Origin of the sequence: Neolewinella agarilytica (assembly GCF_900110645.1) — a bacterium.
Lineage (GTDB): Bacteria > Bacteroidota > Bacteroidia > Chitinophagales > Saprospiraceae > Neolewinella > Neolewinella agarilytica.
Genome location: NZ_FOFB01000011.1, coordinates 1 through 25870, shown reverse-complemented (window position 1 = coordinate 25870; position 25870 = coordinate 1). Strand labels below are relative to the sequence as shown.

The following is a 25870-nucleotide window of genomic DNA, read 5'->3' as shown; positions in this document are numbered from 1 at the left end:
TTAGTCGTTCGATCCGTCCCAGCCAAAGTTTCCACAGTCTACTAACAAGATGGTAAAATCCATCCGCGCTACATCCGGCCCACAGGGCCCTTCGGGGTCGTCGCTAACAAAACGGAAAGACACAGAACCAGCCTCGCGGTCCATTGGTCCGGGTATATATTCCGTAGCGCCCGGCACCCGGTTTCCGGTAGTAAAGGTTCCGTCACCCGATGTTTGGAACTCACCCGTCAGGTCAGCGGGGCTGATCGTAAGGGCATCCTCAAGGTCAAAGCCTGTAATACAGGTTGTTGAGCCCGTCAGCTCTACCATTGGGGCCTGATCTACGGTAACCGTTAGCGTTGTTTCAGCCGTACACTCACCGTTGAGGGTAAACTGAACGGTGTATACCTGATCGGCCTGCAGATCGGAAATAGTCGGTTCGAAGCTCGTCGGATCGTCCAGTCCAATGGAAGGGAGGATCAGGATTTCGAGATCTTCCTGTAATGCTGGCGGAATATTAAAATCAATTTCCTGAGCGCCTTCATTACATACCTCTGCAGTGTAGGGACCGAATTCGAACGGATCGTTAGAGATGACCGGAATGCTAACATCTACCGGACAGACTCCGAAGGTACCCCCCACCTGAAGGATGGCTTCGGTAAACCCATCATTAAGGCTGAAGCTCACCGTACCATCTCCGTTATCCGTGACGGTACCTGCAGTAACGGGATTAAAGCTGTAATCCAGGGGAGCGCAGATTCCCGTTAACATTCCTTCTTCACCGGGGCAAAGTGCCACGGATTCTCCCAAGTCATTGAGGAAGGTGGGCAGGATGTCCATTACGGAAAGCACCGACTCGCCACAGGCACAACCGGGCACCGTAAATCTAATCAGTACAGGACATACGTCAAGCACGTCAATTTCATTAAACATTCCGCTGATGGAAGCCACCTCACCGCTGTCTATCGCAACGTTGATGTTCATCGTTGTTCCCAGCTGCTGATCCGTTCCTGGCTCATACGTTCCGTTTGCATTAGCGTCCCGGTAAAGCTCTACGGCCGCGGGGCCGGTGTAAGCAGCACTTGGAGCCACAATTTCCAAGTCGTAAGCGATGTTGAAAGTACCTGGTGTCGGGCCACAATCTGCGGTAATCTCGTTGTCGGTACCAAGGGTCACCGTCGGAACTACCTCTACATCGAAGATGCTGCTTTCAGATAGTAACGAGGCCAGCGTGCAGGTCTCCATAGTTGTAGGACAGGTCAGCGGTGCCGTTGCCTGTTTGAAACCGGCACTAAGTTGGTAAACACCACAGTCTATGCCATCGACGTTGAGCATTACTTTGACACATAGCGCACCGCCAATAGCGATACTTTCCGGACCGGTAAAGCTGTACATAGTCACCCCACCACCGAGGTCTTCCTCTACGATATCGTCAATAACGAAATCGGAAGGGGCTACTACTACCACATCATCTGCTTCCAGAGAGAAGCCAGCGGGGAGGGTAAACATTACTTCGAGTTCTGTCGTGGGGGCTTTACCGACATTCAGCGTTGTAATCAGCAGTTCTGTTCCCGACTCACTACAGCTTACCTGAATCAGTTCTGGCAGGTCCAGCTCAAAGAGAGGCTCCGGAACATCCGGAGTCGCTACTCTGATGGGATCAGAGGTAGTATCCATGATGTACTGAGGTTGCTGGCAGGCATCAGCGGCATTCAACCTCGCAGCGAGCGGGGTGCCGTTGATGAAGTCACAGCTGGTTGCCGCATCGAAGGTAATTTCGATGATATCGCCCACTTCAAACTCATTCGGAGAGAGGAACGCATCAATTTCCGTCTGATCAAAGACGTATCCACTACCGTAGATCGTATTGCTGTCTGGGTTCGCCACCGGTGGAGAAAGGGCCATCGTGCCTCCTCCGATCAACGTAATTTCAAAGGAGCTGAAGTCTACATCCAATCCAGTAGGTATCTGAATAACGGGTTGTAAGTCAGATAACGAGCCCGAGCCGTTATTTACGTACAATATGCTATAAGTTTGATCTGAGCACAGATCTGACTGTGTGGGCAGATTGAAGGAGATGTCCACCTCAGTAGTTCCACCCCGATACTCATAGCATACTGCAGGTGAGCATTCAAGCATGAATTCTTTATAAACATTCACCTGCTGTGTAATATCAATCTGGCTACCAGGGCAGCCCAGGATCGGCGTCATGCAAACCATACCTGCATCACAGAATAGCAGGTCGGTTGTAAGTGTGATTTCGAAACAATCATCAGCCACGTTTTCGGCGGGAATTTCGACCGCGTAAAAAATGCTTGAATCTGTAGCAGAAGCAATACTGAAAGAAGTTGCATCTCCGGAGATAGAGAGGAGCTCTACACTGTTGGACAGCTCAATGCTGAGGGCGCCGCCGGGGAGAATTTCGCCACCATCCGGGCACAGCATGTAAGTATTTGTCTCTGTCCCCATATCGTCGGTGAGGAAGTCCATACCAACGGAAGCAGCAGAAACGATCTCTGTGGGGCGGGCACCGGTTTCCGTAACGGCGACTACATTATTAATGCGTCGTTCGCGGTTAATCGGGAAACCCGGCAGGAACTGTGGGCTATCTTCGAGGCGCAGGAAGGGATAGAATCTGGAACCAGTAACCGGAGGATCCGATACAGCGCCATCACTTTCACGTCTTGCCTGAACAACGTTTCCGTCGTTATCCAACACCTCCCCATCGACACTTGCAGATCCACTTGTTTGGAAAGTACCATTCGAAAATAAATCTGGAAGGTGAAGATTAGCGGCATCAAAGTTCAGGCTTAGCCCTCCTCCGCTTGTTGCTTCAGCAGAACACCCCCGTACCAGTGGAATACGGAATACCAACGAGTCCTCAGCCCCTCCCATGAAGCCCAACAAGGGGTAAGTGCCTCCTACCGTGATTACATCACTCAGTGCTTCATCGGGGCCTCCGTATCCTGCATAACCATCAGGACGGACACCATCGGCTTTTTCTGCGTCAACGAAGCTCAGGATGCCCGTTCCATTCGGGAACAAGACCTGCTGGCCGTTAACGGTTGCGGTATCCACATTACTGGATCCAGTGGGCTCTACCGGAACAGGGCTAAGGCCTCCGGTTTCAACCGTAGCTCCTCCTGCGTAATAGTAGGGCTCAGGAAAATTGATGTCGAACTCTTCAATACCAGCCACAAGCCGGTACTCATTGGTATACCAATCGGAGGGAATCCCCGTAACGTCATAGCTAACTACCAATGTAGCCTCGCAATCGTCCGTATACTCGATCCTTGAGCTCCCTTCAACCATTGGATCGGCATATTGAAAAGGTTCAGAGGTTGGGGAACATTGGTTGCCATCAGTATTATAAATCACATTATCCGCAGGGTCCCCGATGTATCCTCGGCTGTCAACCAATCCGGTGAGCGACATTGTGGAAACCATTCCGTTCCAGGAAGGATTATCAACTAACACAACATGCCAAACGATGTTTATGGTATCCTCACCAATAAACCTTCCCCCTACCAAATCAAAGAATGGCGTATTGGCATCCGGTTGTCCATTAAGATTATTGACTTGCAATCTTAACAACCGACCATCCAGATCATCATTTGATGAATTACCCGTACCGAATGTATACCCTCCATTGGGGAGCCCTGCCATTTCCGGCTCGTTAATACCGTAACCAAAGGTATTATCACCTCCCGAGTTTATCAAAACGCCAGAAGCACCTACATTAATATCTCCGCTAATACTCGCTCCAACATCAATTTCCGTTCCATCTTTCCGGTTAATCGTAAAGGATTGCACACGTGCCGTTTGAAGATCAAACATGGCCTGAAAGTTCTGGGAGGTTGCAGAAGCGCCCCCTGTCACCCTAAGGTCCGTACGAAAATCAAGGAATTCATTAGACTCATTAAAATCGGGATCAGCCCCCGGTTCAACGGTTAATTGATAAAGAATTTCAAGGGTATCACCCGATACGAACCGGCGAATATCCTGTTGTGAAATAGTTTCCGGGTCCACTTCGGTAGTCCTGGTTTCATCCTCAAAATTTGTGTTGACTCGCTTTACGAAGGTGGAAATAGTGTACTCACAAACACAACCCAGGCTATCCGGGTCAACGGTAAAAGTTGTTGAGGTACACGTTCGAACGGGCGCACAATCACAGCCGTCTGCACATTGAGTCGTTAAAAAGGCGTCTACAAAAAGCAGTGCAGGAGGTGCACAACGTGGCGTATCCAGTGTAACACTAAAATCGTAGTCAAAGGGGACTCCTGACATGACACTACCCGTATCGACGGTAAAGAGTAGCTCTCCGGTCATCGGACGCGCTACAGTAACCTTTCCCGGACTGACGGTCATGCCGTTAAAGGCGATGTCCGTGAATTCCATATTATCGAGCAGGTATTCATTACCCGTAATCAATAGCTCCAATTTAGCTACTCCCGTACCTACCGGATCACAAGCGAAGAGGTCATTATCTCCAAGCGTATAACTGAAATTAATTGGCTTGGTAGTTGCATTCAGCGGGCCACCCATCGTACTCCGACCGATTTCGCCAAAGTCATAACCACTATACATTGAACCTCCAAAAGTGAACGTCTCTTCATTAGTATACTCGGAAGTACTCTCTGCATCAAAATTTTGTAAATTAAGTAAGGGTAAAGTAGCCGTCCTGTTTCTGGTATCGCAACCCGTTCGCCCCGAAAGGCTAATTTCCCGGAACTGGCAATCTGCCCCGGCATCAGGCCCTCCGGGAAGGTTAGCCCCCGAATTACACGCTAATTCATCTGAAGCACAGGCTACCCCAAAGACAAATCGCAGTCGTATGGATTCATCGCCTGGCATATCATCAAAAAAGCCGTCTCCATCTGTATCGGTTAGACCGCCCCCACTCACCAAATCGTTTTGGCGCAGATCCAGCGTTACGGTTCCCGCACGGTTGGCCGTAGGAACACCCGTGCTGGCAGTAACCTGATCTTCGCCTCTCACACTGTAGATAGATTCATCGAAAACACCCAAAATAGTCGCACCGTCTAACGATACCAATGCTACCGTATCCAGAAATAAGCCAGGGTTTTTACAACGACGAAGGAAAAGGTTGATGCTTTCCATCTGATCCGTTATTTCCAGATCCCCCGCAGCACCCAGCTCTATATCCAGCACATAAGGTTGTCCGGTACAGACATCAGGAAGTTGCTCACCCACAATTTCTGCCTGCCAGGCGGGATTTTGCGGGAAATTAGAGCGTAATTCTCCTGCACTCCGCTGGTCTACGGGACCGGTACAAAATACCCCGTCACAAGCACTTACCGCAGTATAAACCGGGGTAAAGTCTACATTGGGGAAGCATTCTGTATAAGTGTAACAAACATTGATCGTTTCTATCTCGTTGAAGTCCAGAAAGCCATCAGCAGTAGGATCTGTCACGGTCAGGGTCATTTCACCCGTGACCGCATCTATAGTATAATCAGTAGCTGCCAGAACATTACCGGCTCTTCTCACCTCGACGATACTGATTCCCTCCTCAAAGCCATAGTTTGATGCCGTAAAGATATAGCCCGTCGCTGAGGCATTTATGGTAGACTGGCTGACGTCAAGGGAGTGGCAACGAATATTACCGGGGCGGTTCAGGTTAAGGTTTGGCGGGTCATTCGTAATCACAACCTTAGGGATAATAACATTGCCACCATAATCTTCCAGCGTAACGGAGCCCGTACAGGCTACTCCATCGGCATTGGTGTAAGAGAAGTTAATGGTTACATCCGGGTTGTTGATAGAAAAGTCAACACCACACTCTGCGCGTACACCGAGATAAACGATTACTCCTCCCGTTGCTTCACTCACCTGGTCCAGCAGGAAAGAAGGGGACTCGGGGTTCTCAGTACTGATGGTATCCAACTGTGCTCCGGAATTTGCGAGCGTGTTGTCTACGTAGGCAAAGCCACCGTACTCAATGCCATCTTCAAAAACCACATCCAGCCGGATATCCTGCAACGGAGGAACAGACTTAGTGAAAAGCATAATCGGAATGGTATCTCCCGCACCGCAGACCTCCAGTGCGTCGGGCTGAGCGTAACACTCGATGTTGCGCAAATCCTGCACCCGTAATTGGTCCGGATCTGGTGAAAGCAAGCTGGTCGCAGGCAACGCAACAAAGCGGTGAGTCCGGTACGTAAGCTGAAGTTTACTTTGCTCTGTCAACAAGGCACCGGGCAGTAAATCTGAAAAACCCGCGGACGTCAAGCCTTTGGAATTTTCAGCACTTAGTGTGTTAACGGTAATCAACAAAAAAAGTAAGGAGAAAGCAGAAATAACCGCTGTTCTAACCCATCCAAACATGGAAGGGCCTGTAATTGGAAGAGAATACATATGGCGCGTGGTCGTTAATTATTCAAGAGAGAAAACTCACAAAAGACTATAAATCAAAGCCTTAAACATACATAAAATCACTAAAAGAAAGCTTTGAAAAAGGTCTGTAATGAGAAACATATTGCAAATTAGCCAAAAAGTCTGACTTTAGGAACTCCCTTAAAGATCAGTGAGCGTTCAGCCTCGTCGAATAAGCAAAGCAGAGACGGTTCATATCAGAATTCCCTTCCTGATTTTCTCTCCGGATGGGCCGTAACTGACAAGGCAACTCGCCCAATTTACACCTAACTTATTCGCCAGATCTTTGATTCCGGCAAGTTGTAATTTCTCCTCTTCATCCGTTACCCACCAACTTCCATCCAACTGGTCAAGACAGGTAACCATCAGGCTGCGGGATAACCCTGCTGAATAGTGTTCATCCGCCTGCAGGGCGAAACGAAGCTGCCCTAAATCCAGTAAACTGCGCCGCTGATGCCCCTGCCAGGGGTTGTAGACATTCGTTTCATCAGGGGTCGGGACCAAAGAAGGTTTTAGGTACTCATTCGTCATGGGGCCGTTACCATGGCGGGTTTGGTAAGCACGGGTAACGTAAAAAATGTCGGGGGTAGGGAGGTGAAATTTCCGGACCAACTTAAGGGCATTACGACTGCTGACGTGGGCGCGGGTAACGTGAGGGAAGTAGCCAAATTCCTGATCAAGGAGCAAGCCCTGGCTTCCTTCGAAAATCAGCGCATCGTAGCTTTCAGCGGTTTGATTCAGGTGGGCGTCCCGCAGTATTGCGGGACTCGTGCAATGAAAAGTTGGGCGGCAATAATCGACGGCCGCCCAGAAATCCTCCAGCATCTGATTCAGTATAGCGACATCATACACCACGCCGAGTTTTTTCTGGTAATAGGCCGCTACGGAAGTTAGTTTCTGCTCCAACACAAAATCGTCCTGCAAGTCCATCACGTGAAGCTTGTGGGGCCCTTCATGGCGGGCAATGGTAGCCCCGAAACCCAGCCCACAGCTACCGTGCTTTTGTCCCGCTTCCAGTTGTCGGTTATACAGCAGATCATAGGGTGTGGTAACGGGTGCTAATCCATCTACGTAGAACTCAGGGCTTACGTCAAGTGCCCGCAATGCCTCCCGCTCGTTGGCATAGCCAACGGGATGGAAGGTGCAGTTGGCCGACCAGAAGGTCGGCGCACCCGCCAGCGTCCCGGCGCCAAAATTGCTAAACACATGGCGGCGACCATCCGGGCAAACCACCGTATGCCCGGCCTGGTGCCCGCCGCTAAAGCGAACGACTAATGGCCGCTCATACTGGCGGCAGAGATAATCCGTCGTCAGGCCTTTGCCCTCGTCACCGAAACCGAGGCCGAGAATGATGTGGGTTTGCATAGTAAGGGAGTAAAGGGGGTAAGGGAGTAAAGGGAAAGGAGTAAAGAGCAAAAGGCTTGCAAGGCCAGGCCGTCGACCCCTACTCCCGGCAGGTGAAGGGCTGTCCTGACGGCTAGCAACCCGTTAGACAATCAACGCCTCTGACACCGCTCGTCCAAGTGCAGGATCTTCCTTGCCTACTACCTCCGCCACCGGACTACCGGAAACGATAGCTACCACCATGGCCACCAGTTTTCCTAGCTGCTTGTAGTTGCTCAGCGTGATGAATCGTTTGCCCAGCAACGGTTGCCAGTAGTTCAGTACACGGGCATTCCCCGCCTGGGCATTATTCCGGCCTACGTGTACGTGGAAAACATGGTAGCGCTCTTGCGCCTCGGCCAGCAGTTCGCGGTCGCTCAAAGTCTGAGCACGGTCATAGCCGAAGATCTTCTGCTGCAGCTGACCTTCGAATGAGCTGTGGCTGGTGTCATCACCAACCGTAAATAAAAAGCCCTTCTGCCGGCGCTTCTCCCAGCAATCGATGCTGGTGTGCCGGGCAGCAGCATGCCAGGCCAGCAGGTAACTCTCCGGGGCATCCCCTCCCCCGCCCTCCAGAAAGAGCCGGCTGAGACCATCATTGACTAACTGGGTAGACGACTCAAACTGCCCCAGCTGCAAAGGCGCCTTGTCGCAGCGATGATCACCAACGGCAGAAAACATCAGCTGAGGGTCCGCTACACCGTGTTCCGTAATGGTATCCATCATCAGACCAAGTTGATTGGCCACCAGGTCATGGGGAATGTGCCCCATGGAGCCCGTCACGTCCAGAAAAACACCGATAGCAAGGCTGTTCGGATGCTCCTCTGAGTCCCGACTCTCCCGCATCCCCACCCGAAATGGGTCCAGCTTCGGATCCATCCGACGGTGCTTGTTGGAAGTAAAGATTTCGTCGCGACTCTTTCCCGCATAGCTACTACGGTAGGATTTATATTCGGCAGAAGACCATTTTCCGTATCCCATAATCATTGGTATTTGAAGGGTGAAAAAATGTTAGCTTGTTTTTTAAACTAACTAGTTGCACGACAAAGATAAGTCTACTTAGTTTAAAAAACAAGTAAAGTATTATTTTTTCTCCCGCTGAGATTGTCCGACGCCCTGCTCTGCACCCTGACCGTTTAGTCAGACTGCAAATAAGCTGCTTTCCCGATGGATCACTTCAAGCCTGCTTGTCCGGCTCTAAAAGCTAAGCTCAAGCCCGGCCCCTTTACCTTCCTGCCGCTGCAGTTTACCGCCCAGTTGATCCACTAAGCTTTCTACCAGGTGCAGGCCGAAGGAATTCGTCCGACTCTCCTCTGGCATACCTACTCCATCATCCTGTACCGTTAGTGAATGCCCCTCCCCTTCGGGCTGCAGCTTGATCGAGAGGCGACCACTTTCCCGCCCGTCATAGGCGTATTTAAGTGCGTTGGTCACTAATTCATTCACGATAAGCCCGAGGGGGATCATCCGGTCGATGTCAAGCTCCGTATCTTCCACATCAAGTAGTAAAGCCAGTTCCAAATCCGGACGCTTCAGGTTTTTCACTAATTCGGTTACCAGTTTTTCCAGATAATCCCGGGCATTGATCAGGGTATTCACTTCATCCGTCAGATAAAGCTTCTGGTGAATGAGCGCCATACTGCGCACCCGGCTGTTCCCCATTTTCAGGGCCGCTTTGGCGCCGTCATCTTCGAGGTACCTTCCCTGCAGGGAGAGGAGACTGGACACCATCTGCAGGTTATTCTTCACCCGATGATGAATTTCCTTCAGCAGGGTTTCTTTTTCCTTCAGGGCCTTTGCAATCGTATCTTTTTGTTTTTCAATACGCCGCCGCTGCCGAAAGAGCCCATAGGCAAGAAAGCTCAATAAGGCTAAAATGAGCGCCGCCCCGATAAGTAACCATTTTTGACGGGTGATGCGGTCCTGACTCACCTGGTCCTCCAGCTCCAGCCGCTCTATTTCCGCTACTTTCAGGTCATTCTGAAACTGTGCTTCTGCATTGGCTACCGATTTTTCCAGTTGCGCTTCATTGCGCTCATTGGTGGCCTTCAGGAAGGCATCGAGGTAAGCCTGCGTAGAATCCGGCTCCCGTAAATTGATAAATGTCGTGATCTGGCTCTCTAAAATTTTACGCTTTACCTCAGGAAATTTTGCGGCACTGTTCAGTGCCTGCTGGCCGATGTCCCGTGCTTTCCGGTGTTCGCCCAGCTTGTTGTAGACAACGATTAAGTTCCCGGCAGCGGAGGCATACTCTCGTTTAGCCCCCAGCTTTTCAAAGGTAATCGAGGCCGATTCAAGTTGGTCCCTCGCATCAGCGAGTTTGCCCTGCCGCAAATACACTGTGCCCAGGTTGGTCTGCACGAAAGCCCTTTGCCCGGGATTGGGCCGGCTTTGCTCATCAATAGCGGCCAGGGCACGCTCGTAGTGATAAACAGCACTGTCGCGGTTCCCCATCGTATTATGGGCATTGCCCTGATTCAATACGGGGTGAAAGTAGCGGTCAGGGCGCTTCGCCTTCCGGTACATCCGCTCTGACTCCCGCAGTGGAGACAATGCCTCTTCAGTCAGACCAGTCTGCATCAGAATAGAACCAAGGTTAGACAGCGTTCCGGCCAGATTATCTTCCTCCCCGGTCACGCTGCGAAACTTTTCGATTGCCTGCGTTGCCTGACGGTGCCCGAAGGCAAGATCCTGCGTAGCCAGCCCAATAATCGTTCCCATCTGATGAGCCCGCCCGATGGAGGCGGCAAACCTGACGCTGTCCAGTCGTTTATAGGCCTCAATGGTTTTCTTGATAACCGGGCGAGCCTCCGTGAAGCGCCGTTGCAGGCGCAGTGTCCACGCAAGCTGAAAGTTGTAGGTGGCTTCAAAAAAATCATCGTCCACTTTCCCCTTAAAGCTCCTCATCGTGTCCTGATAGGCCAAAACGAGAGCGGTGTCCTTCGGTGACAACTTATCGTGAATACGGCTGTACTGAAGAAATTTTTCACTCTCGCTGCGGGCCGTATCAATGATTCGGTAAATACTGTCCCGGTAAATCTCAAAGTTCGCCTTTTGGGCGCTGACGCGGGTGCAATGGAAGGTTAGCAGGCAAAGAGCCAGAAGACAGTAAGAGGATTTCACGGTATGGGTAGCTAAGTAGGTAGAAAATGGGTAAAAGTCATCGTAAACGTAGACTTCATGACTCAATTTAGGTGTTTTGATGCATTTCGGGTGTTAAGAAGGCCATGGTTTAAAAGAAGACCCTTTCTCCACTCTTGCAACGTTGCTTTATGACCAATAAAACATGAGTCATCCCGAATTTTGAGCAGCCTTTTCTGTGTTTTCTCGGATGAAACCTGGTTCGAGCGGTATAAAAAGCGATCAGCGGACAGTATTCAGAGCCGTTTTGCCTGAATACTGTCCGCTGACCCCTAAAAATCTTATCATTTACCAGAAAACATAGTCATCTCATCCAAAACAGGGATAACTCATGTTTATCTCTCACTGTTCAGCAATACCTACGCCGAGCAAGCAATACAATCCGGATCATCCAGACTACAAGCTTTGCCTACATTGGCTACCTGATCAGCGCTGAACTCGTCAAAACCGCCGGCGGCGGGGGAAGCTTTGGCTTCTGACTTGGCGGCGGGGATTTCAGCGGCAGCAACGGCGACAGCACACTTACCCTTGCTGCTTTGTCCCCTTGCCTGCACCTGCGTCCGCGCCACTCAAAACACCGCAGCTACAGCGAGTCAATGTTACTGATCCCAGAACAATGCGTCCGTCAGTGTTACCGTCGGAGTATTGGCCCGGTTGCGATCCAGTTCAGTATTGGGATACTGCAGTCTGGCGGGGAAAGTAGCGATGGCGGCGTTGGCCGCAAGGGTGAAATCCTCGTAGGCATAATCGTATCGGCGGGCGTCCACCCAGGTTTCCGGGTGCAGGAACAGCGCTACGTATTTTTCCCGGAAGATATCGTCCCGGTCGATGTCCTCGTCCTCTTCGCCGTAAGCATCCGTAAGGTAAGCCTCGATCGCATCAGCCGCAACGCCTAACTCGTTCATGCTGGCGCGAATCCCGGTGCGGAAAGCGGCGTCTGCCCGTTCCTGGCTTCCGGTCGCCAGTGCCGCTTCGGCCTCAATAAACTTAAGTTCCATGAAGGTAATGATATCCAGGGAAGCATCCACTGCCGCCGGCCCTTTATCCGACTGCAGGTAGGTTTCATCCGGTTGAGTACCATCCCCCGTTCTGCCGACACCGTTAGGTGTACCCCGGTAGTCTCCGAAGATGGTCGTGTCAGTCAGTAGCGGCAGGCGCGGGTCAGCTACCCCGAAGGTAGTACCGTTCAGTGCGTCAACGAACTGCTCAGAGAGCCAGCCGCCGAGCAGCAGGGCATCGTTGTTGACCGCTACCTGCGCCCAGGGGTTACGCACGAGGAAAGTCTTCAGGTCAGCATCATCGTCCGTACTCGTAAAAGAGTCATCAACCGCCGCCAATACTGCTGCGGCATCGTACTGCCCCGTTTCACTCAAGTGGTTGAGGTACCGTGCCCGCAGGGCGGAAATAGTCTTGCGCCAGGGGTCGAGGTCATCATTCCCCGTCACTTCGAAAATAAAGTCGCTGCCGGATTTAATGCGCGGCGTACCGTCAAAGGCATCGAGGGCATTTTCCGCCTCATCCAACAGGGTGAAGATGGTTTGGTAGAGATCTTCTGCGGAGTCATAGGTTGGCCGCAGCGTTTCCCCCGAAAATGCATCAGTGTAGGGAGCGTTTCCCCAGTTATCAACTACCAGACCAAGATTGATGGCCATCAATACCTTACCGATACCCACGTGAGCCTGCGCACCGTCTTCTTCGCCGAAACGAATCAGGTCATAGACATTGGTCATGGTGTTATAGAGGTTGCTCCAGGCACTACTGCCGCTTACTTCCAGGTAGATATCGGTCGTGTTGGCTTCATTTGGGCTAGCCAGGTACTGCACGAAGAAGGCCGCGTGGCTGCCACTTACTCTTTGCTGGTTAAGGGCTGTGTTATAGCTGGCTTCAGCCAGCAGGCCGTCCAATGGCGGACGGGTGGCAACATTGGGGTTTTCGTTAATATCGAGGTAATCGGCACCGCAGCTAAATACGGTGAAGAGGACCCCGGCGCAGAGCGCGAAGCGAATGATATTCCGTTTCATCAGGGTAGAGTTTAGAAGTTGAGGTTAAGGGTAAAGAAGAAGCTGCGGACGTTGGGGTAAGTGAAGCCCCCAAAACCGTCATCACCGTTCTGGTTGCCGCGAGAGCCTTCAGGGTCGTAACCGCTGAAGGGAGTACTGAGCCAGAGGTTGTTCCCCGTCAGGGTTACGTTAGCCCCGGAAACGAAGTTGTTCGCAAACAAGCTGGCAGGCAGCTGGTAGCTCAGGCTGACGTTGCGAAGACGGATCCAGTCAGCCTCCTCAATGAAATTTTCCGTGATTCCACGGAAAGTGTTCCGGTAGTAACCGGCTCCGTAGTTTTCTCCGTCAGGACCTTCGCCCTGCCCAAGGAATACAGGTTTGGTATTCGGAGTACCGTCGGCAAGAACACCTTCGAAGACAATCGTCTCGTTCCGGTCCGTCGTGTAGGGCGCAATGCCAAAGGCCGCAAAGAAATTCCCCTGCTGGTTATATTTCTGCACTCCCTGGCGGGTGTCGAACATGAACGACAGGCTCAGGCCTTCGTAGGTGATGGTATTGGTGATGGCACCAAACCAACTAGGCTGGGTGTTGCCAAGAATCTTCTGCTCGGTTTCCCGAACGGGGAAACCATTCTCACCGATGATGATGGGCAGGCTCTCGTCAATGAACAGACTTTCCTCATCCGCTCCGAAGCGGGCATAGCTCGTACCGTACAGGTTGCCGTAGGGCTGCCCCGGCACCAGACGGATGCTTGCCGAGGAACCGGCATAACCGAAGGAACTACCCAGGAAAATATCCTCGACGCCTTCAAAAATTTCCAGTACTTCATTGCGGTTGCGCGTGAAGTTGAGGTTGACGTCCCAGTTCAATTTTTCCGTTTTTACCGGAGTTGCCCGGATGCCCAGCTCCACCCCCTGGTTACGCATGGATCCAGCGTTAAGCACAAAGGTCGTAAAGCCCGTTGCATTAGACACTGGCACGGGGATGATCTGATCAACACTTTTAGCGTTATAGTAGGTAAAGTCAACCCCTATGCGGTTATCCGCAAAGCGAATGTCTGCTCCCAACTCGATAGTATTGGTGCGTTCCGGTTTAAGGTCGGGTGAGCCTTGCTGGTTACCCCGCGTCCAGCGGGTAACTCCGTCGATGGGAGTGTTGGTACCATAAACGACACTCGTCCGGTAGGGGTCTGTGTCCTTACCAATACCCGCGTAGGAGGCCCGCAACTTAGCGAAGCTGATCGCTTCGGGCAGATCCACCAGATCAGAGAGCACAATGCCAAGGCTGACGGAGGGGTAGAAAAAGGAGCGGTTCTCAACGGGCAGGGCGCTGGACCAGTCGTTACGCCCCGTTATGGAAAGATAGATGGCGTTGAGATAATCAAAGGAAAGGTCTCCGTAGAGGCCCAACAGGCGACGCTGAACAAGGGCGCTGCTGGTGGTGATGTTCGCGGCGTTGTTCAGGATAAAGAGGTCGAAAATGTCCAGTTCACTTCCACTGGTGGTTACCCGGTTGTATTCGGAGTCGAAAACATCGAAGCCCGCCAGGAAGCGTACCCCCAGATCATCATTGAACCGATGAGTAAGTACACCATTGATGTTGGAGGTTATGTCCCGCCGGCGTATGCCCGTTTCGGTTACGAAGCCGAGGCCGTTATTTTCAAAGTTAGGCGCGCCGTCAAAAACCGGTCCCTGCCCATAATTTTTCCGAAAATCAGAATACTGGTCGAGCCCGAGAATGTAATTGATGGTCAGGAAATCCGTCGGTGAATAACTAAACTTCAGGTTACCAATATAGCGGTCGACGTCGTCGATGAATTTATTGGTTGCCTCTCCGTAAATGGGGTTATTGCCCACTGTCTGGTTGCGGCGATAGCCGCGCATGGAGCCGTCGGGAGCGATGTAGTCATTCACATCAGCCTGTGGAGCCCAATAAACGAGTCGTTCATTAAAGCGGTCAGCGTTTACCCGATTACCGCCACTGCGGATGTAGTTGACTCCTCCGCCGAAGCTGAATTTCTCCGAGGCTTTATAGTTAGCATTGATCCGGAAGCTGGTGTTGGTATAGGTACTAAAGGGCAGTACACCTTCATGATCGAGATGAGAAAGGGCGGTACGAAACTGCGCCTTATCGTTGCCTCCGGAAATACTGAGCGTGTTACGCCACTGGTTGCCCGTTGTAAAGGCGTTTTCAAAATTATTGAAAATCTCTTCGGGGTGGTCAGGGTCAACAGCCCGGGCCTCTTCTACCGTCGGCCCCCAGCTGGGCCAGAAGCTGTCGGGGTCGTAGCTTCCACCAAAGCCCTGGGTAAACTGTTTTTGGGTTTCGGGAAATTTATTGACTTCCTCGGTGCCGTAGGTCGTGGTATAATCAATGCTTAGTTTTCCGGATTTGCCCTGCTTGGTGGTGATGATGACGGCGCCATTGGCGGCACGCAGCCCGTAAAGCGCCGTGGCGGCGCCTCCTTTAAGGATGTTCATCGACTCGATGTCGTTGGGGTTGATGTCCGCCACCCGGTTAGAGACGTTCCGGCTGCCTCCTCCGCCTACCGTCAGGGTCTCATTGGTGATGGGGATACCATCAACCACGAAGAGCGGCTGGTTATCAGCATTGGGGTCGAGAGAGTTGATCCCCCGGATGATGATCCGGGCCGCCTGCCCGGGACCACCACCTGCACTGGAGACCTGAACGCCCGCCGCTTGCCCCTGCAGAGCATTAACGAGGTTGGTCTGCTTCAGCTGGGTGATCTGCTCTTCGCCGAGTTCTTCGACAGCGTAGCCGAGGGCTTTGCGCTCACGGCTGATGCCCAGGGCGGTGACCACCACTTCGTCCAGCAAGGCACCAGCTTCCAGAATAACGTTAATCACGCTTTCAGAGCCAACCGTCCGCACCTGTCCTCCGTAGCCGGTGTAGGAATAGATCAGCTTATCCCCGGTGTTGGCAGTCAGGGAATATTTACCGTCAAAGTCGGTAACCGCACCGCTGCCGGACCCGGCCACCACAATGCTTACGCCAATAAGAGGATCTCCACTGTCTCCCGTCACCGTTCCGGTGATGGTCCGTTGGGCCAAAAGGCTGGCGGTGGTGGTGAACAGTATTAGAAGCAGGCCAATAAGCCTGCCCAAGTGTATCGGTTTCATATACTATGGATTTTCGGTAAAGACTTCAATATAGGAATCTAAGCATGAATAAATCATCTTATTTTAGATGTCCATACAATACAGCTCGACACATGAAACAAAACAACCTTTTGGGTGACAAAAAGCACTAATTATTTTGTTAACATCAATTTTAAAGAGACAAAAGCCCTGACAAACATCTGGAAAACTCATTAATTTTACCTGACTGGATTAACCGTACAGTCCCAAAAACAAGCCCTTAATCCCGCCGTCATCATTCCGGTTTTTTCGCAAAAAAGAGCCCTTAATTTCCAGCGGCCAGCCCCAAATAAAAAACCCCGAAGCCATTCATGACTCCGGGGTTTCTGTTTTCTGCTGTCAGACAGTGTTTATGCGCTACAAGCAATACAATCCGGATCATCCAGACTACAAGCTTTGCCCACATTGGCTACCTGATCAGCGCTGAGCTCGTCAAAACCGCCGGCGGCGGGGGAAGCTTTGGCTTCTGACTTGACGGCGGGGATTTCAGCGGTAGCAACGGCGGCAGCGCCCTTACTCCCTTGCTGCTTTGTCCCCTTGCCTGCACCTGCGTCCGCGCCGGATTTCAGCACCTTGGCTTTCACTTCGCCGTCCCCTTGCTCGCCTGCTTTCTGCAGTGCGTTCTTGTCGACGGTGAATTGGATAGCATCCCGTGCAGCCTTCGTACGGAGGTAGTACATGCCCGTCTTGAGGCCTTTGCTCCAGGCGTAGAAGTGCATACTGGAGAGCTTACCGAAGTTGACGTTCTCCACGAAGAGGTTCATACTCTGGCTCTGGCAAATGAAGGCACCCCGATCAGCGGCCATGTCGATAACGACTTTCTGGCTGATCTCCCAGACCGTCTTGTAGAGGTCACGGAGGTGCTGCGGTACGTCGTCGAAATCAGCGATCGAGCCATTGCTGGCCATCAGGCGGTTACGCATGCTGTTGTCCCACAAGCCGAGGCCGATGAGGTCGCGCAGCAGGTGCTTGTTTACCACTACGAACTCTCCGGAGAGCGTCCGGCGGGTGTACATATTAGAGCTGTAAGCCTCGAAACACTCGTTATTGCCCAGGATCTGGCTGGTGGAGGCCGTCGGCATCGGTGCTACGAGCAGGGAGTTGCGCATACCGTGCTTGGCGAGGTCTTTCTTCAGTCCGGCCCAGTCCCAACGATCAGATGGCGTTACGCCCCAGAGGTCGAACTGCAGTTCGCCCTTACTGGCCGGTGAGCCCGGGTAGCTTTCGTAATGTCCTTCCTTCTTCGCCAGCTCGATGGATTCCGTACAGGCCGCGAAGTAAATCGCTTCGAAGATGTCCTTGTTCATTTGCCGTGCCTCCGGAGAGTCGAAGGGCATCCGCATCATAATGAAGGCATCCGCCAGGCCCTGAACACCAAGACCGATCGGACGGTGCTTGAAGTTGGAGTTCTTCGCCTGCTCAATCGGGTAGTAGTTACGATCAATCACCTTGTTAAGGTTCCGCGTGGCCACGCGGGTTACCTGCACGAGGCGATCAAAGTCGTAGGTACCGTCTTCTTTCACGTACTTAGGCAACGCAAGACTGGCCAGGTTACACACGGCCACCTCATCGGGGCTGGTGTATTCCATAATTTCCGTACAGAGGTTAGAACTGCGGATGGTACCGAGATTCTGCTGATTGGATTTCTTATTGGCCGCGTCCTTGTACAGGATGTAAGGCGTGCCGGTTTCGATCTGGCTGTCGAGAATGGCAAACCAAAGCTCCTGCGCCTTAACCGTTTTACGGGCCAGGCCTTCCTTTTCGTACTGGTGGTAGAGTGCTTCAAACTCACCGCCATACACGTCAAACAGTCCGGGGGCTTCGTTGGGATCGAAGAGGCTCCAGTCGGCGTCATCTTTGACGCGCTGCATGAACAGGTCGTTCATCCATAAAGCATAGAAAAGGTCGCGGGCGCGCATCTCTTCTTTACCGTGGTTCTTCTTGAGTTCGAGGAACTCGAAGATATCGGCGTGCCAGGGTTCAAGGTAAACGGCGAAGGCGCCTTTGCGCTTGCCACCGCCCTGGTCTACGTAGCGGGCGGTATCGTTGAACACCTTCAGCATCGGGACGATACCGTTGGACGTGCCGCCGGTTCCCTTAATGTAAGAGCCCGTAGCCCGAACGTTGTGAATGCTGAGGCCAATACCACCGGCAGCCTGACTGATGCGGGCACAACGGCGGAGGGTTTCGAAGATCCCCTCGATGCTGTCGTCGGTCATGCTCAGCAGGAAGCAGGAGCTCATCTGTGGCTTAGGCGTTCCCGAGTTAAACAGCGTTGGTGTGGCGTGAATGAACCACTTTTCGCTCATCAGCTGGTAAGTCTCGATCGCACTCTCGATATCGTCCTGGTGGATACCCACGGAGACGCGCATCAGCATTTGCTGCGGGCGCTCCACTACGGCACCGTCCATCCGCAGCAGGTAGCTGCGTTCGAGGGTTTTGTAGCCGAAGTAATCGAATTCGAAATCGCGGTCGTAGATGATCGCAGCGTCCAGTTTTCCGGCGTGCTCCCGGATGACGGCCATTGTATCGTCGCCGATCAGACCGGCGGCAGCGCCGGTCTTGGGGTCAACGTAATTATAGAGGCCCTCCATGGTGGCGGAGAAGCTCTTGTCCGTTTCCTTGTGCAGATTAGAGATGGCGATGCGGGCAGCAAGCTGGGCGTAGTCCGGGTGGACAGTACTCATGCTGGCGGCCGTTTCCGCAGCGAGGTTATCGAGCTCTACGGTAGTTACACCGTCATAGAGGCCCTGAATAACCTTCTTGGTTACGTTGATGTGGTCGACGAAGTTCTCGTCCAGCCCGTAACACAGTTTCTTAATGCGGGCGGTGATTTTATCAAAGGAGACGTCTTCTTTACGTCCGGAGCGCTTGATAACTTTCATGATGAATGGTATTGTGGATGCGGACGATGCTGGGCGCGGCCGCAGGTGCGATGAATGGTTGTACCGCCGACTTCGGTCGGCGTAAGGGGCCCGCCGACCGAAGTCGGCGGTACAAGCTAGAAGTCCTCGTCGAGGCTAAAGGTCTGCTTGTCCCGGTCAGAGGTAACGCCAGCTTTCTGGTACTCCCCTACCCGTTTTTCAAAGAAGTTGGTCTTACCCTGCAGGTTGATCATGTCCATCCAGGGGAAGGGGTTTTCTACGTTCCAGACTTTCTCCTGACCGAGTTCGGACAGCAGGCGATCGGCCACGAACTCGATGTACTGACACATCATGTCAGCGTTCATCCCGATGAGATTTACGGGCAGGGAGTCAGAGACGAATTCTTTCTCGATCGCTACGGCGTCTTTGATAATGCCGGTCACTACGCCTGGTTCAAGCTTGTGTACGATGTGGTTGTTGTAGAGCAGGCAGGCGAAGTCGCAGTGCATTCCTTCGTCCCGGCTGATGAGTTCGTTGGAGAAAGTAAGCCCGGGCATCAGGCCCCGCTTCTTCAACCAGAAGATGGAACAGAACGAGCCGGAGAAAAAGATACCCTCCACAGCCGCAAAGGCAACGATGCGTTCGGCGAAGGTGCCATTATCAATCCAGCGCAGCGCCCACTCGGCTTTCTTCTGTACGCAGGGCATCGTTTCGATGGCGTTGAAGAGGTAGTCCTTTTCTTTTGGGTCACTGATGTAAGTATCAATCAGCAGACTGTAGGTCTCCGAGTGGATATTCTCCATCATGATCTGGAAGCCGTAGAAGAACTTCGCTTCCGTATACTGTACTTCCGCAACGAAGTTCTCCGCGAGGTTCTCGTTCACAATACCGTCAGAGGCTGCGAAGAAAGCCAGCACGTGCTTGATGAAGTGACGCTCGTTATCATTGAGCTTGTTGTTCCAGTCGTTCAGGTCAGCACTGAGGTCAATTTCCTCGGCGGTCCAGAAGCAGGCTTCATTGTCTTTGTAGTATTTCCAGATATCGTCGTGCTCAATGGGGAAGAGTACAAAACGGCCGTCGTTTTCGGCTAAAATCGGTTCAATCTTGGCGTTCATTAACTTGTCTTAAAGAAATATTGAAAAAAAGGATGAGATAAAATGCACTGGTTTCAGTAAGTCGAGAATAGACCGTCGGCTGCCTGCTTACTTCTTGGCCCTTAAAAAGATAGAGCCAGCGGAAGAAAGAAGTGTCAGATTACGAGGTCGTGAGTTCATATTGAGGCCCGCACAAAGGCTAAGGCCAACCAAGGCGGCACCCTTTTAATGGAAGAATGCCGCCTCAGCCTAAGTGGTATCAGTAAAGTGGCAGGAGAGGAAATGGTCTAACAATTCGTAGTTTTCCCTCGTGCAATGGCTAAGGTAAACTAAAGATTAAGAGATTGGTAGATTAGTTTTCCACACCTTGTGGAAAATATTTGATTAACCGCTGATAATCAACGACTTAACATTTTACCTCATTTTCTCCACATTGTGGAAAACATTTTCAACATGTGGAAAACCGGGGCTTTTCGTGGAAAACTATGCTTGCCGACCAACAACAATCGTTTAAAATAAAGGGGGAACGGTATGTTTTTTATAGAAAACGGTTAGTGTTTGATTTTCCATTTTGCCTGTATTCTATCTTTTTCACTCCAGAATATCCTCAATTATTTCCAGCTGAGCGATAACATCCTCTATTGGAACCGCCAGTGGAGCTGCCTCTCTGATCGTAGCATGGAGTTGATCAAAGAGCCTCATCCATTGTCCCTGCAGGGTTGGGTAAATCTCTTTTTTCAATCCTCCTTCTTCCGTTTTGGTGTGAAGAGCTCCTGCCTGGCTCGCTGGTTCCCAGCCAAAACCGGGATCTCCGGGTAGCAGCCCGGCCACGAGATGATCCTCCTGTACGTCGATACCGTACTTCACATAAGCGCCCCGGTCTCCGTGCAAGCGGTAGCGCGGAGTCGGTGCCGCTACCAACAGGCTGCAGGAGAGGTCGGCTACGAAGTCATCATATTCGAAGTGCAGGTCGAATGCATCCGGAATAGTCGAAAAAGAACGTTGTTTCCAGGTCCGTCCACTTGTGTGCTTCGGGATACCGAAACAGGCAATGGTTTGATCAATTAGGTGAGCCCCGAGATCGAAGAGCATCCCCGCTCCCGGGCCGGGGGTTTCTTTCCAGGCTTTGGCGTTGGGCGCTGGCTTCCAGCGATCGTAGCGAGCCTCATAAGCAACCAGGCGGCCTAGTTTGCCCGAGCGAAGTACTTTCTGAAGGGTGAGAAAATCACTGTCCCAGCGGCGGTTTTGAAAAACGAAAATATGAAGGCCCCTGCTAACCGCCAGCTCCCGTAGCTCCCGTAGTTCTGCAGCCGTTGTGCAGGCGGGCTTATCCACTAGCACATGTTTACCTGCTTCCAGAACCGCCCGCGCCAATTCGTAGTGAGTACTGTTTGGGGTAGCGATGGAGACCAGCTCGATGGATTCATCCGCCAGCACTTCTTCAACGGTTCTTGCCTGCATTACCTCAGGGTACGCCTCCTGCAGGGCCTGCTTTCGGCTCGTCATCACGCACCTGAGTTGAAAACCGGGATGAACGGTAAAGAAAGGGGCTTGAAGTTGTCGGCCGGAGAGGCCGAAGCCAAGGATGGCCGTTGGAATGGGAAGCATCTAAAATCAGGCTACAGCGTGAACAAAAAGAGGGTTGGCGAAGATAGGAAAAGTGGGGAGGTATCAGTTCTCCCGCTAAACCTCCTCCTTCACTTATCCGTTTTTATGGCATGGCACAATTCATCGATTATTATCAGGTTCTCGGTGTTCCTAAAGACGCCGATGCGAAATCCATTAAGAAGGCCTTTCGGAAACTAGCCCGGAAGTACCACCCCGATGTGAACCCGGGCGACAAGGAAGCGGAGCGCAAATTCAAAGAAGCCAATGAGGCTAACGAAGTGCTCTCTGATCCGGAAAAGCGTAAGAAGTACGACAAATACGGTAAGGACTGGGAGCAGGCTGAAGCCTTCGAAAAAGCCGGTGGCGGAGCGGGAGCGGGCTATGGCGGCCGAACGGGCAATCCTTTTGGTGGCGGGCAGCGGTACACCTATACCAGCGGGGACGGAGCGGATTTCTCTGACTTCTTCGAAAGTATGTTCGGCGGCGGCGGCGGCGCATCCTTCGGCGGCGGCGGACGCCGGCGGGCGGGTTATCGGGGGCAGGACATTGAGGCCGAGCTCCAGGTCCGGATGGAAGATATTCTCCAAAATAACAAGCAGGTTCTGACCGTCAACGGCCAGCAGCTGCGGGTCACCATTCCCGCTGGCGTGGAGGAAGGACAAACCCTGCGTCTGCGCGGCAAAGGCGGCCCGGGGGCCGGCGGCGGGCCGGCGGGTGACCTCTACATCACCTTTCGCGTCAGCCTCCCCAAAGAATATCGCCGCCAGGGAGCTGACCTGTTTCGCACCCTCAACGTAGACCTGACCACCATGGTCCTGGGTGGCAAGGTAACCGTTGAAACTCCCACCGGCACCGTCAATGTTCCCATTCCAGAGCTCAGCCAAAACGGCAAACGTATCCGGCTCAAAGGCAAGGGGCTGCCCGTATACAAAGGAAATGGAAACGGTCACTTATACCTTGAGCTCAGTGTCCTCCTCCCGGAAACCCTCTCCGACGCGCAACGCAAACTCTTTCAGGAATTAGCTAACCTCTCCTAATGGCAAAGATCATGACGACTTCCTACATCACCGTGCAGCAATTCTGTCAATTCTACGACTGTGAAACCATTCTCGTCCGGGAATTGATCGACCATGGCATCTGCCAGGTCCGGCAGGACCGCGAGATCCTCCTGATCCCGGAACCGGAAATTCCCCGACTGGAGCGGGCTCTGCGCCTGCACCTTGACCTGGGCGTCAATGCTCCAGGCATTGACATCATCCTTAATCTGCTCGATCGGCTCCAGTCGCAGCAGAATAGTATTGAAGATTTCCCGATACAACCAATCGAAGATCACCCTAACGGGGAACACTGATCTGCGGGTCATGGCCAGTGCCAACCGCCGTTCTCCATAAGATTTGCTGCTTTACACGAATAAGCCCCCTACTCTATCTCCAGCACGCGGTCCGTTCCGTCCAGGGTAAACCGGGTGGGCAAAGCTCCTTCCGTCAGGTAATCACTCAGGTCAAAGACATATGTCTCCTGAATCTCGGCCTGGCAGGTAATTCCACCAGCAGCCGGATTAGTAAAAATAAGGCGCGCACCACTCTGGGTGGGCAGACTCTCCGCAATGTTCCCACTGGTGACCAGGTCCAGTTCCCAGCCCTGTGAACTACAGCCCGTCGTGGCGATGGTTACAGTCAGACATTTCCCCTCCACGGAAGCCTCGAGGAGGCCAAAGCCGTCGGAAGGATCATTCACCCGGTCGGCGTCAATGATAATGGCACTGCCGCATAATTCCCGCGGAGTATCCGGGTCTGACTTTTCACAACTCAACAAGCAGAAGGCAACAAGGACTGTACAGATATACTTCATTAGGATTTCATCGTTGGTTAGCAAATGGGAAGACGGAGTTCCGATTGTAAACGTTGGCGGAAAGTCTTTCTAATGCCGTTGAGCAGGTTAATTTATTTTCAGCCGGCGAACCGCCCCCCGGAAATCGGGCCGACGGCCCGGGTGTGCATAACAGATTGCGGGTTTGAAGTAAAACCTAAGTCTATTACGCCATCTAAAAACCTCTCCCCCGGCCCCTCTCCGGAGGAGAGGGGAGACGTCTCCGGCGGCAAAGTTCCCTGGGAACCTGCAATTTGTTGTGCACACACGGCCTGGCCCGGGCGAAGTTCATCATCCGGTACAGTGTATATTACCCCACCAAATTACCGTCGAGCTATGGCCCTCCAACCCCCACTTGAAACAGAACGCCTTTACCTGCGAAAAGCCACCCCCGATGACGCGCATTTCTTCCTTGCCCTCCTGACCAGTAAGGGCTGGCTGGACAATATCGGCGACCGGGGCGTATACACCCTGGCAGACGCTAAAAAGTATTTGGAAGAGAAGATTCTCCCGGGGTATCAGGTGCCCGGACAGGGCACTATGCTCTGTGTCCTTAAATCCGACGGTACCATCATCGGCAACACCGGCATCTATGATCGGCCGGGGCTCGACCTGAAAGATTTCGGTTTTGCTTTCCTGGAGGCCTTTCACGGTCAGGGCTACGCATTCGAGGCATCGGTGGCTAACCTGGCCTACGCCAAATCTCATGGCATCAACGAGCTACTGGCCATCACCCTACCCACGAATGGCCCGAGCTTACGCTTACTGGGCAGGCTGGGCTTCGAGCGGGAGAAAATGATCCGGCTGGAGGGTGACCCGGAGGAGTTGGTGTTGTTGCGGCGAACGTCAAACACGACTACCTAACGCTCTTCGATACTGGCAATGAACTCCTCCGAAAAGCCAACTTCCACCCTTTCCACTTTCCCCTCTTCGTCAATGATGACGAAGGTTGGGTAAGCGTAAATACCGTACATCCTGTCCGGATCCCGCGCTTCGGGGATGGCAATGAAGGGCATCCCCTTGTCTTTGTAGTGGGTGCTGATCTCCTTCGGTTTATTCATGTAGCTGAGGTAGACTCCCTTCATCCCATCAGCCAGTTTAAAGCCCGGCCGGTTAAATTCTTTCATGGCCAGTTCACAGCCACCACAGCCGATGAAGGAAAAGTCGAGCATCAGCCGTTGCCCCCGGTAATCCTTCAGCGCAAAGGTGTCTCCCGAAAGGGTCGTGGCAACAAAGTCCGGCGCAGGTTCCCCTACGGTAATTTGGCCCTTGGTTCTGCTTGCATCGTAGGCGGTTTGGGTGGTCTGTGCATAGTTTCGGACGGGGACATAATTGAGTGGCTCCAGCTGGTCTTCTTCGTAGTTTTCGTACCAAAAAGAAACTACCTGATTTGTTCGTTCATTGATAAAGTGAATAAAACGATTCCCTACCACTCTCCGGCTTTCCGGATCAATAAATAAATACTCATAGCGCTGATAAGTAACGGTATCTTCCTGGCTAAAGGAGCTGCGATAAGTATACATCTTTGTCATACGGCCAGCAAAGGAGGTATCGCATTGAAACTTCCAGTCGGGCAGGCCCAGGAGATAATCAGGAGCGGAAGAGATCGTAAAATTGGGAGCATCATTCTGAAAATTAGCCATTGTCTCCTCTTCAGTACGCACGATGGCGATTCCCTCATCATGTAAATCCAATCCCGACCGCTCACCAATCAGCCAGCTATCATAACTTTCTGACTCCTTGATGTAATCGTAATCCCAGGTCGGCTTCTCATTGCGGTAGAGCTTCACCGTACTGAAAGAGGTGTCTGCCGTCCCCATAAAACGGTTATCCCATATCTCATGCAGTTCGTAGCTGATGGATTGCGCCATGGCCGTTTTTGCCCGGACGTCGGCCAGGAGATCTTCGGGGCTTTCCGGATGGCAGGCAAAAAATAGGGGCAGGAACAATAGTGGGAGTAGATGCTTCACGGTAATAGGTCTTGTCATTAGGTTGTTGCATACAAATATAGACAAAGGAATTGGGGCGCGAACGCAGGTGCAAAGCAATACCTTTTGGAAGCAAAGACAGGTAGGCGCCTTTCCCGGGCTGCCCCACCACCGGCAACGGCTAAGCACAGCCGGTGCTCTTACGTAAAGTTCTGAAAACCAATTAAAAGTCTCTCTTCCATCTCCTTTCCTCCTCCCGCTCCTCCGGAAAAGCATGTTTGGCAACGGTCATTGGGCGGCTGAACGGGGTCCGGGTAGCAGAATGATTTTCCGAAGGAGTTGGAGGAGAAGAGGTAGGGCAAACGCATCAAACTTCGTTTGCTACGTTTTTGATTGGCGATTGGCGATTTGCTTCGCAGTACTTCGTGCTCTCGATATTTGATTAGCTTG

The 25870-nt window shown here is 52.3% G+C and carries 16 protein-coding genes; 3 read left to right on the top strand and 13 right to left on the bottom strand.

All coding sequences use genetic code 11. The annotated features are described in order from the left end of the window. The 10 genes from BM123_RS11025 to BM123_RS10980 form a co-directional block, all read right to left on the bottom strand. On the bottom strand, nt 1-6120 hold the full coding sequence (locus BM123_RS11025; protein WP_139211847.1) for a hypothetical protein: 6120 nt from the start codon (nt 6118-6120) through the stop codon (nt 1-3). A gap of 447 nt (nt 6121-6567) precedes the next feature. Next, nucleotides 6568-7740: an adenylosuccinate synthetase gene (locus BM123_RS11020; protein ID WP_090168269.1), complete on the bottom strand. Its 1173-nt coding sequence runs from the start codon at nt 7738-7740 to the stop codon at nt 6568-6570. A 123-nt stretch (nt 7741-7863) separates the two neighbouring features. Further along, a complete protein-coding gene (locus BM123_RS11015; protein WP_139211846.1) occupies nt 7864-8739 on the bottom strand; it encodes a hypothetical protein in 876 nt (291 codons plus the stop codon). A gap of 216 nt (nt 8740-8955) precedes the next feature. Then, the gene (locus BM123_RS11010; RefSeq protein ID WP_139211845.1) at nt 8956-10881 is read right to left on the bottom strand and encodes a histidine kinase dimerization/phosphoacceptor domain -containing protein; all 1926 of its coding nucleotides are present in this window, start codon (nt 10879-10881) and stop codon (nt 8956-8958) included. A 377-nt stretch (nt 10882-11258) separates the two neighbouring features. Continuing rightward, nucleotides 11259-11468 (bottom strand): hypothetical protein, encoded by a 210-nt coding sequence (locus tag BM123_RS11005; RefSeq protein ID WP_090168263.1) that lies wholly within the window; start codon nt 11466-11468, stop codon nt 11259-11261. A gap of 30 nt (nt 11469-11498) precedes the next feature. Next, nucleotides 11499-12920 carry a SusD/RagB family nutrient-binding outer membrane lipoprotein gene (locus BM123_RS11000; RefSeq protein ID WP_090168261.1) on the bottom strand — a complete coding sequence of 474 codons (1422 nt, stop codon included), beginning with the start codon at nt 12918-12920 and terminating at the stop codon, nt 11499-11501. 11 nt (nt 12921-12931) lie between these two features. Further along, nucleotides 12932-16039 carry a SusC/RagA family TonB-linked outer membrane protein gene (locus BM123_RS10995; RefSeq protein ID WP_090168259.1) on the bottom strand — a complete coding sequence of 1036 codons (3108 nt, stop codon included), beginning with the start codon at nt 16037-16039 and terminating at the stop codon, nt 12932-12934. Nucleotides 16040-16407: 368 nt separating this feature from the next. Further along, on the bottom strand, nt 16408-18942 hold the full coding sequence (locus BM123_RS10990; protein WP_090168257.1) for a ribonucleoside-diphosphate reductase subunit alpha: 2535 nt from the start codon (nt 18940-18942) through the stop codon (nt 16408-16410). Between the two features lie 116 nt (nt 18943-19058). After that, complete coding sequence (locus BM123_RS10985) at nt 19059-20036, bottom strand: ribonucleotide-diphosphate reductase subunit beta (protein ID WP_090168255.1); 978 nt, start codon at nt 20034-20036, stop codon at nt 19059-19061. 570 nt (nt 20037-20606) lie between these two features. Continuing rightward, on the bottom strand, nt 20607-21623 hold the full coding sequence (locus BM123_RS10980) for a Gfo/Idh/MocA family oxidoreductase (protein ID WP_090168253.1): 1017 nt from the start codon (nt 21621-21623) through the stop codon (nt 20607-20609). Nucleotides 21624-21733: 110 nt separating this feature from the next. On the opposite strand from BM123_RS10980, the gene BM123_RS10975 reads away from it, so the two are divergent. Further along, on the top strand, nt 21734-22660 hold the full coding sequence (locus BM123_RS10975) for a DnaJ C-terminal domain-containing protein (protein WP_090168251.1): 927 nt from the start codon (nt 21734-21736) through the stop codon (nt 22658-22660). Further along, entirely contained in the window at nt 22660-22974 is a 315-nt protein-coding gene (locus BM123_RS10970; RefSeq protein WP_090168248.1) for a chaperone modulator CbpM, read from the top strand. Before BM123_RS10975 ends, BM123_RS10970 begins: the two co-directional genes overlap by 1 nt. A gap of 68 nt (nt 22975-23042) precedes the next feature. Here BM123_RS10970 and BM123_RS10965 read toward each other — a convergent pair whose 3' ends face one another. Continuing rightward, on the bottom strand, nt 23043-23474 hold the full coding sequence (locus tag BM123_RS10965; protein WP_090168245.1) for a hypothetical protein: 432 nt from the start codon (nt 23472-23474) through the stop codon (nt 23043-23045). Between the two features lie 354 nt (nt 23475-23828). Here BM123_RS10965 and BM123_RS24210 point away from each other — a divergent pair, with 354 nt between their 5' ends. Then, entirely contained in the window at nt 23829-24356 is a 528-nt protein-coding gene (locus BM123_RS24210) for a GNAT family N-acetyltransferase (protein WP_175489333.1), read from the top strand. Here BM123_RS24210 and BM123_RS10955 read toward each other — a convergent pair. Together BM123_RS10955 and BM123_RS24205 are read right to left on the bottom strand one after the other, a co-directional pair. Next, complete coding sequence (locus BM123_RS10955; protein WP_175489332.1) at nt 24353-25462, bottom strand: TlpA family protein disulfide reductase; 1110 nt, start codon at nt 25460-25462, stop codon at nt 24353-24355. The two genes, BM123_RS24210 and BM123_RS10955, sit on opposite strands and share 4 nt — an antisense overlap. Nucleotides 25463-25620: 158 nt before the next feature. Further along, the coding region (locus BM123_RS24205; RefSeq protein WP_217642156.1) for a hypothetical protein at nt 25621-25870 on the bottom strand (250 nt) is incomplete at its 5' end.

Excerpts from the sequence above, each read along its gene's own strand:
- BM123_RS11020 (WP_090168269.1), bottom strand. The coding sequence starts at position 7,740 with ATGCAAACCCACATCATTCTCGGCCTCGGTTTCGGTGACGAGGGCAAA.
- BM123_RS11015 (WP_139211846.1), bottom strand. The coding sequence starts at position 8,739 with ATGGGATACGGAAAATGGTCTTCTGCCGAATATAAATCCTACCGTAGT.
- BM123_RS11000 (WP_090168261.1), bottom strand. The coding sequence starts at position 12,920 with ATGAAACGGAATATCATTCGCTTCGCGCTCTGCGCCGGGGTCCTCTTC.
- BM123_RS10995 (WP_090168259.1), bottom strand. The coding sequence starts at position 16,039 with ATGAAACCGATACACTTGGGCAGGCTTATTGGCCTGCTTCTAATACTG.
- BM123_RS10990 (WP_090168257.1), bottom strand. The coding sequence starts at position 18,942 with ATGAAAGTTATCAAGCGCTCCGGACGTAAAGAAGACGTCTCCTTTGAT.
- BM123_RS10985 (WP_090168255.1), bottom strand. The coding sequence starts at position 20,036 with ATGAACGCCAAGATTGAACCGATTTTAGCCGAAAACGACGGCCGTTTT.
- BM123_RS10980 (WP_090168253.1), bottom strand. The coding sequence starts at position 21,623 with ATGCTTCCCATTCCAACGGCCATCCTTGGCTTCGGCCTCTCCGGCCGA.
- BM123_RS10975 (WP_090168251.1), top strand. The coding sequence starts at position 21,734 with ATGGCACAATTCATCGATTATTATCAGGTTCTCGGTGTTCCTAAAGAC.
- BM123_RS10970 (WP_090168248.1), top strand. The coding sequence starts at position 22,660 with ATGGCAAAGATCATGACGACTTCCTACATCACCGTGCAGCAATTCTGT.
- BM123_RS10965 (WP_090168245.1), bottom strand. The coding sequence starts at position 23,474 with ATGAAGTATATCTGTACAGTCCTTGTTGCCTTCTGCTTGTTGAGTTGT.
- BM123_RS24210 (WP_175489333.1), top strand. The coding sequence starts at position 23,829 with ATGGCCCTCCAACCCCCACTTGAAACAGAACGCCTTTACCTGCGAAAA.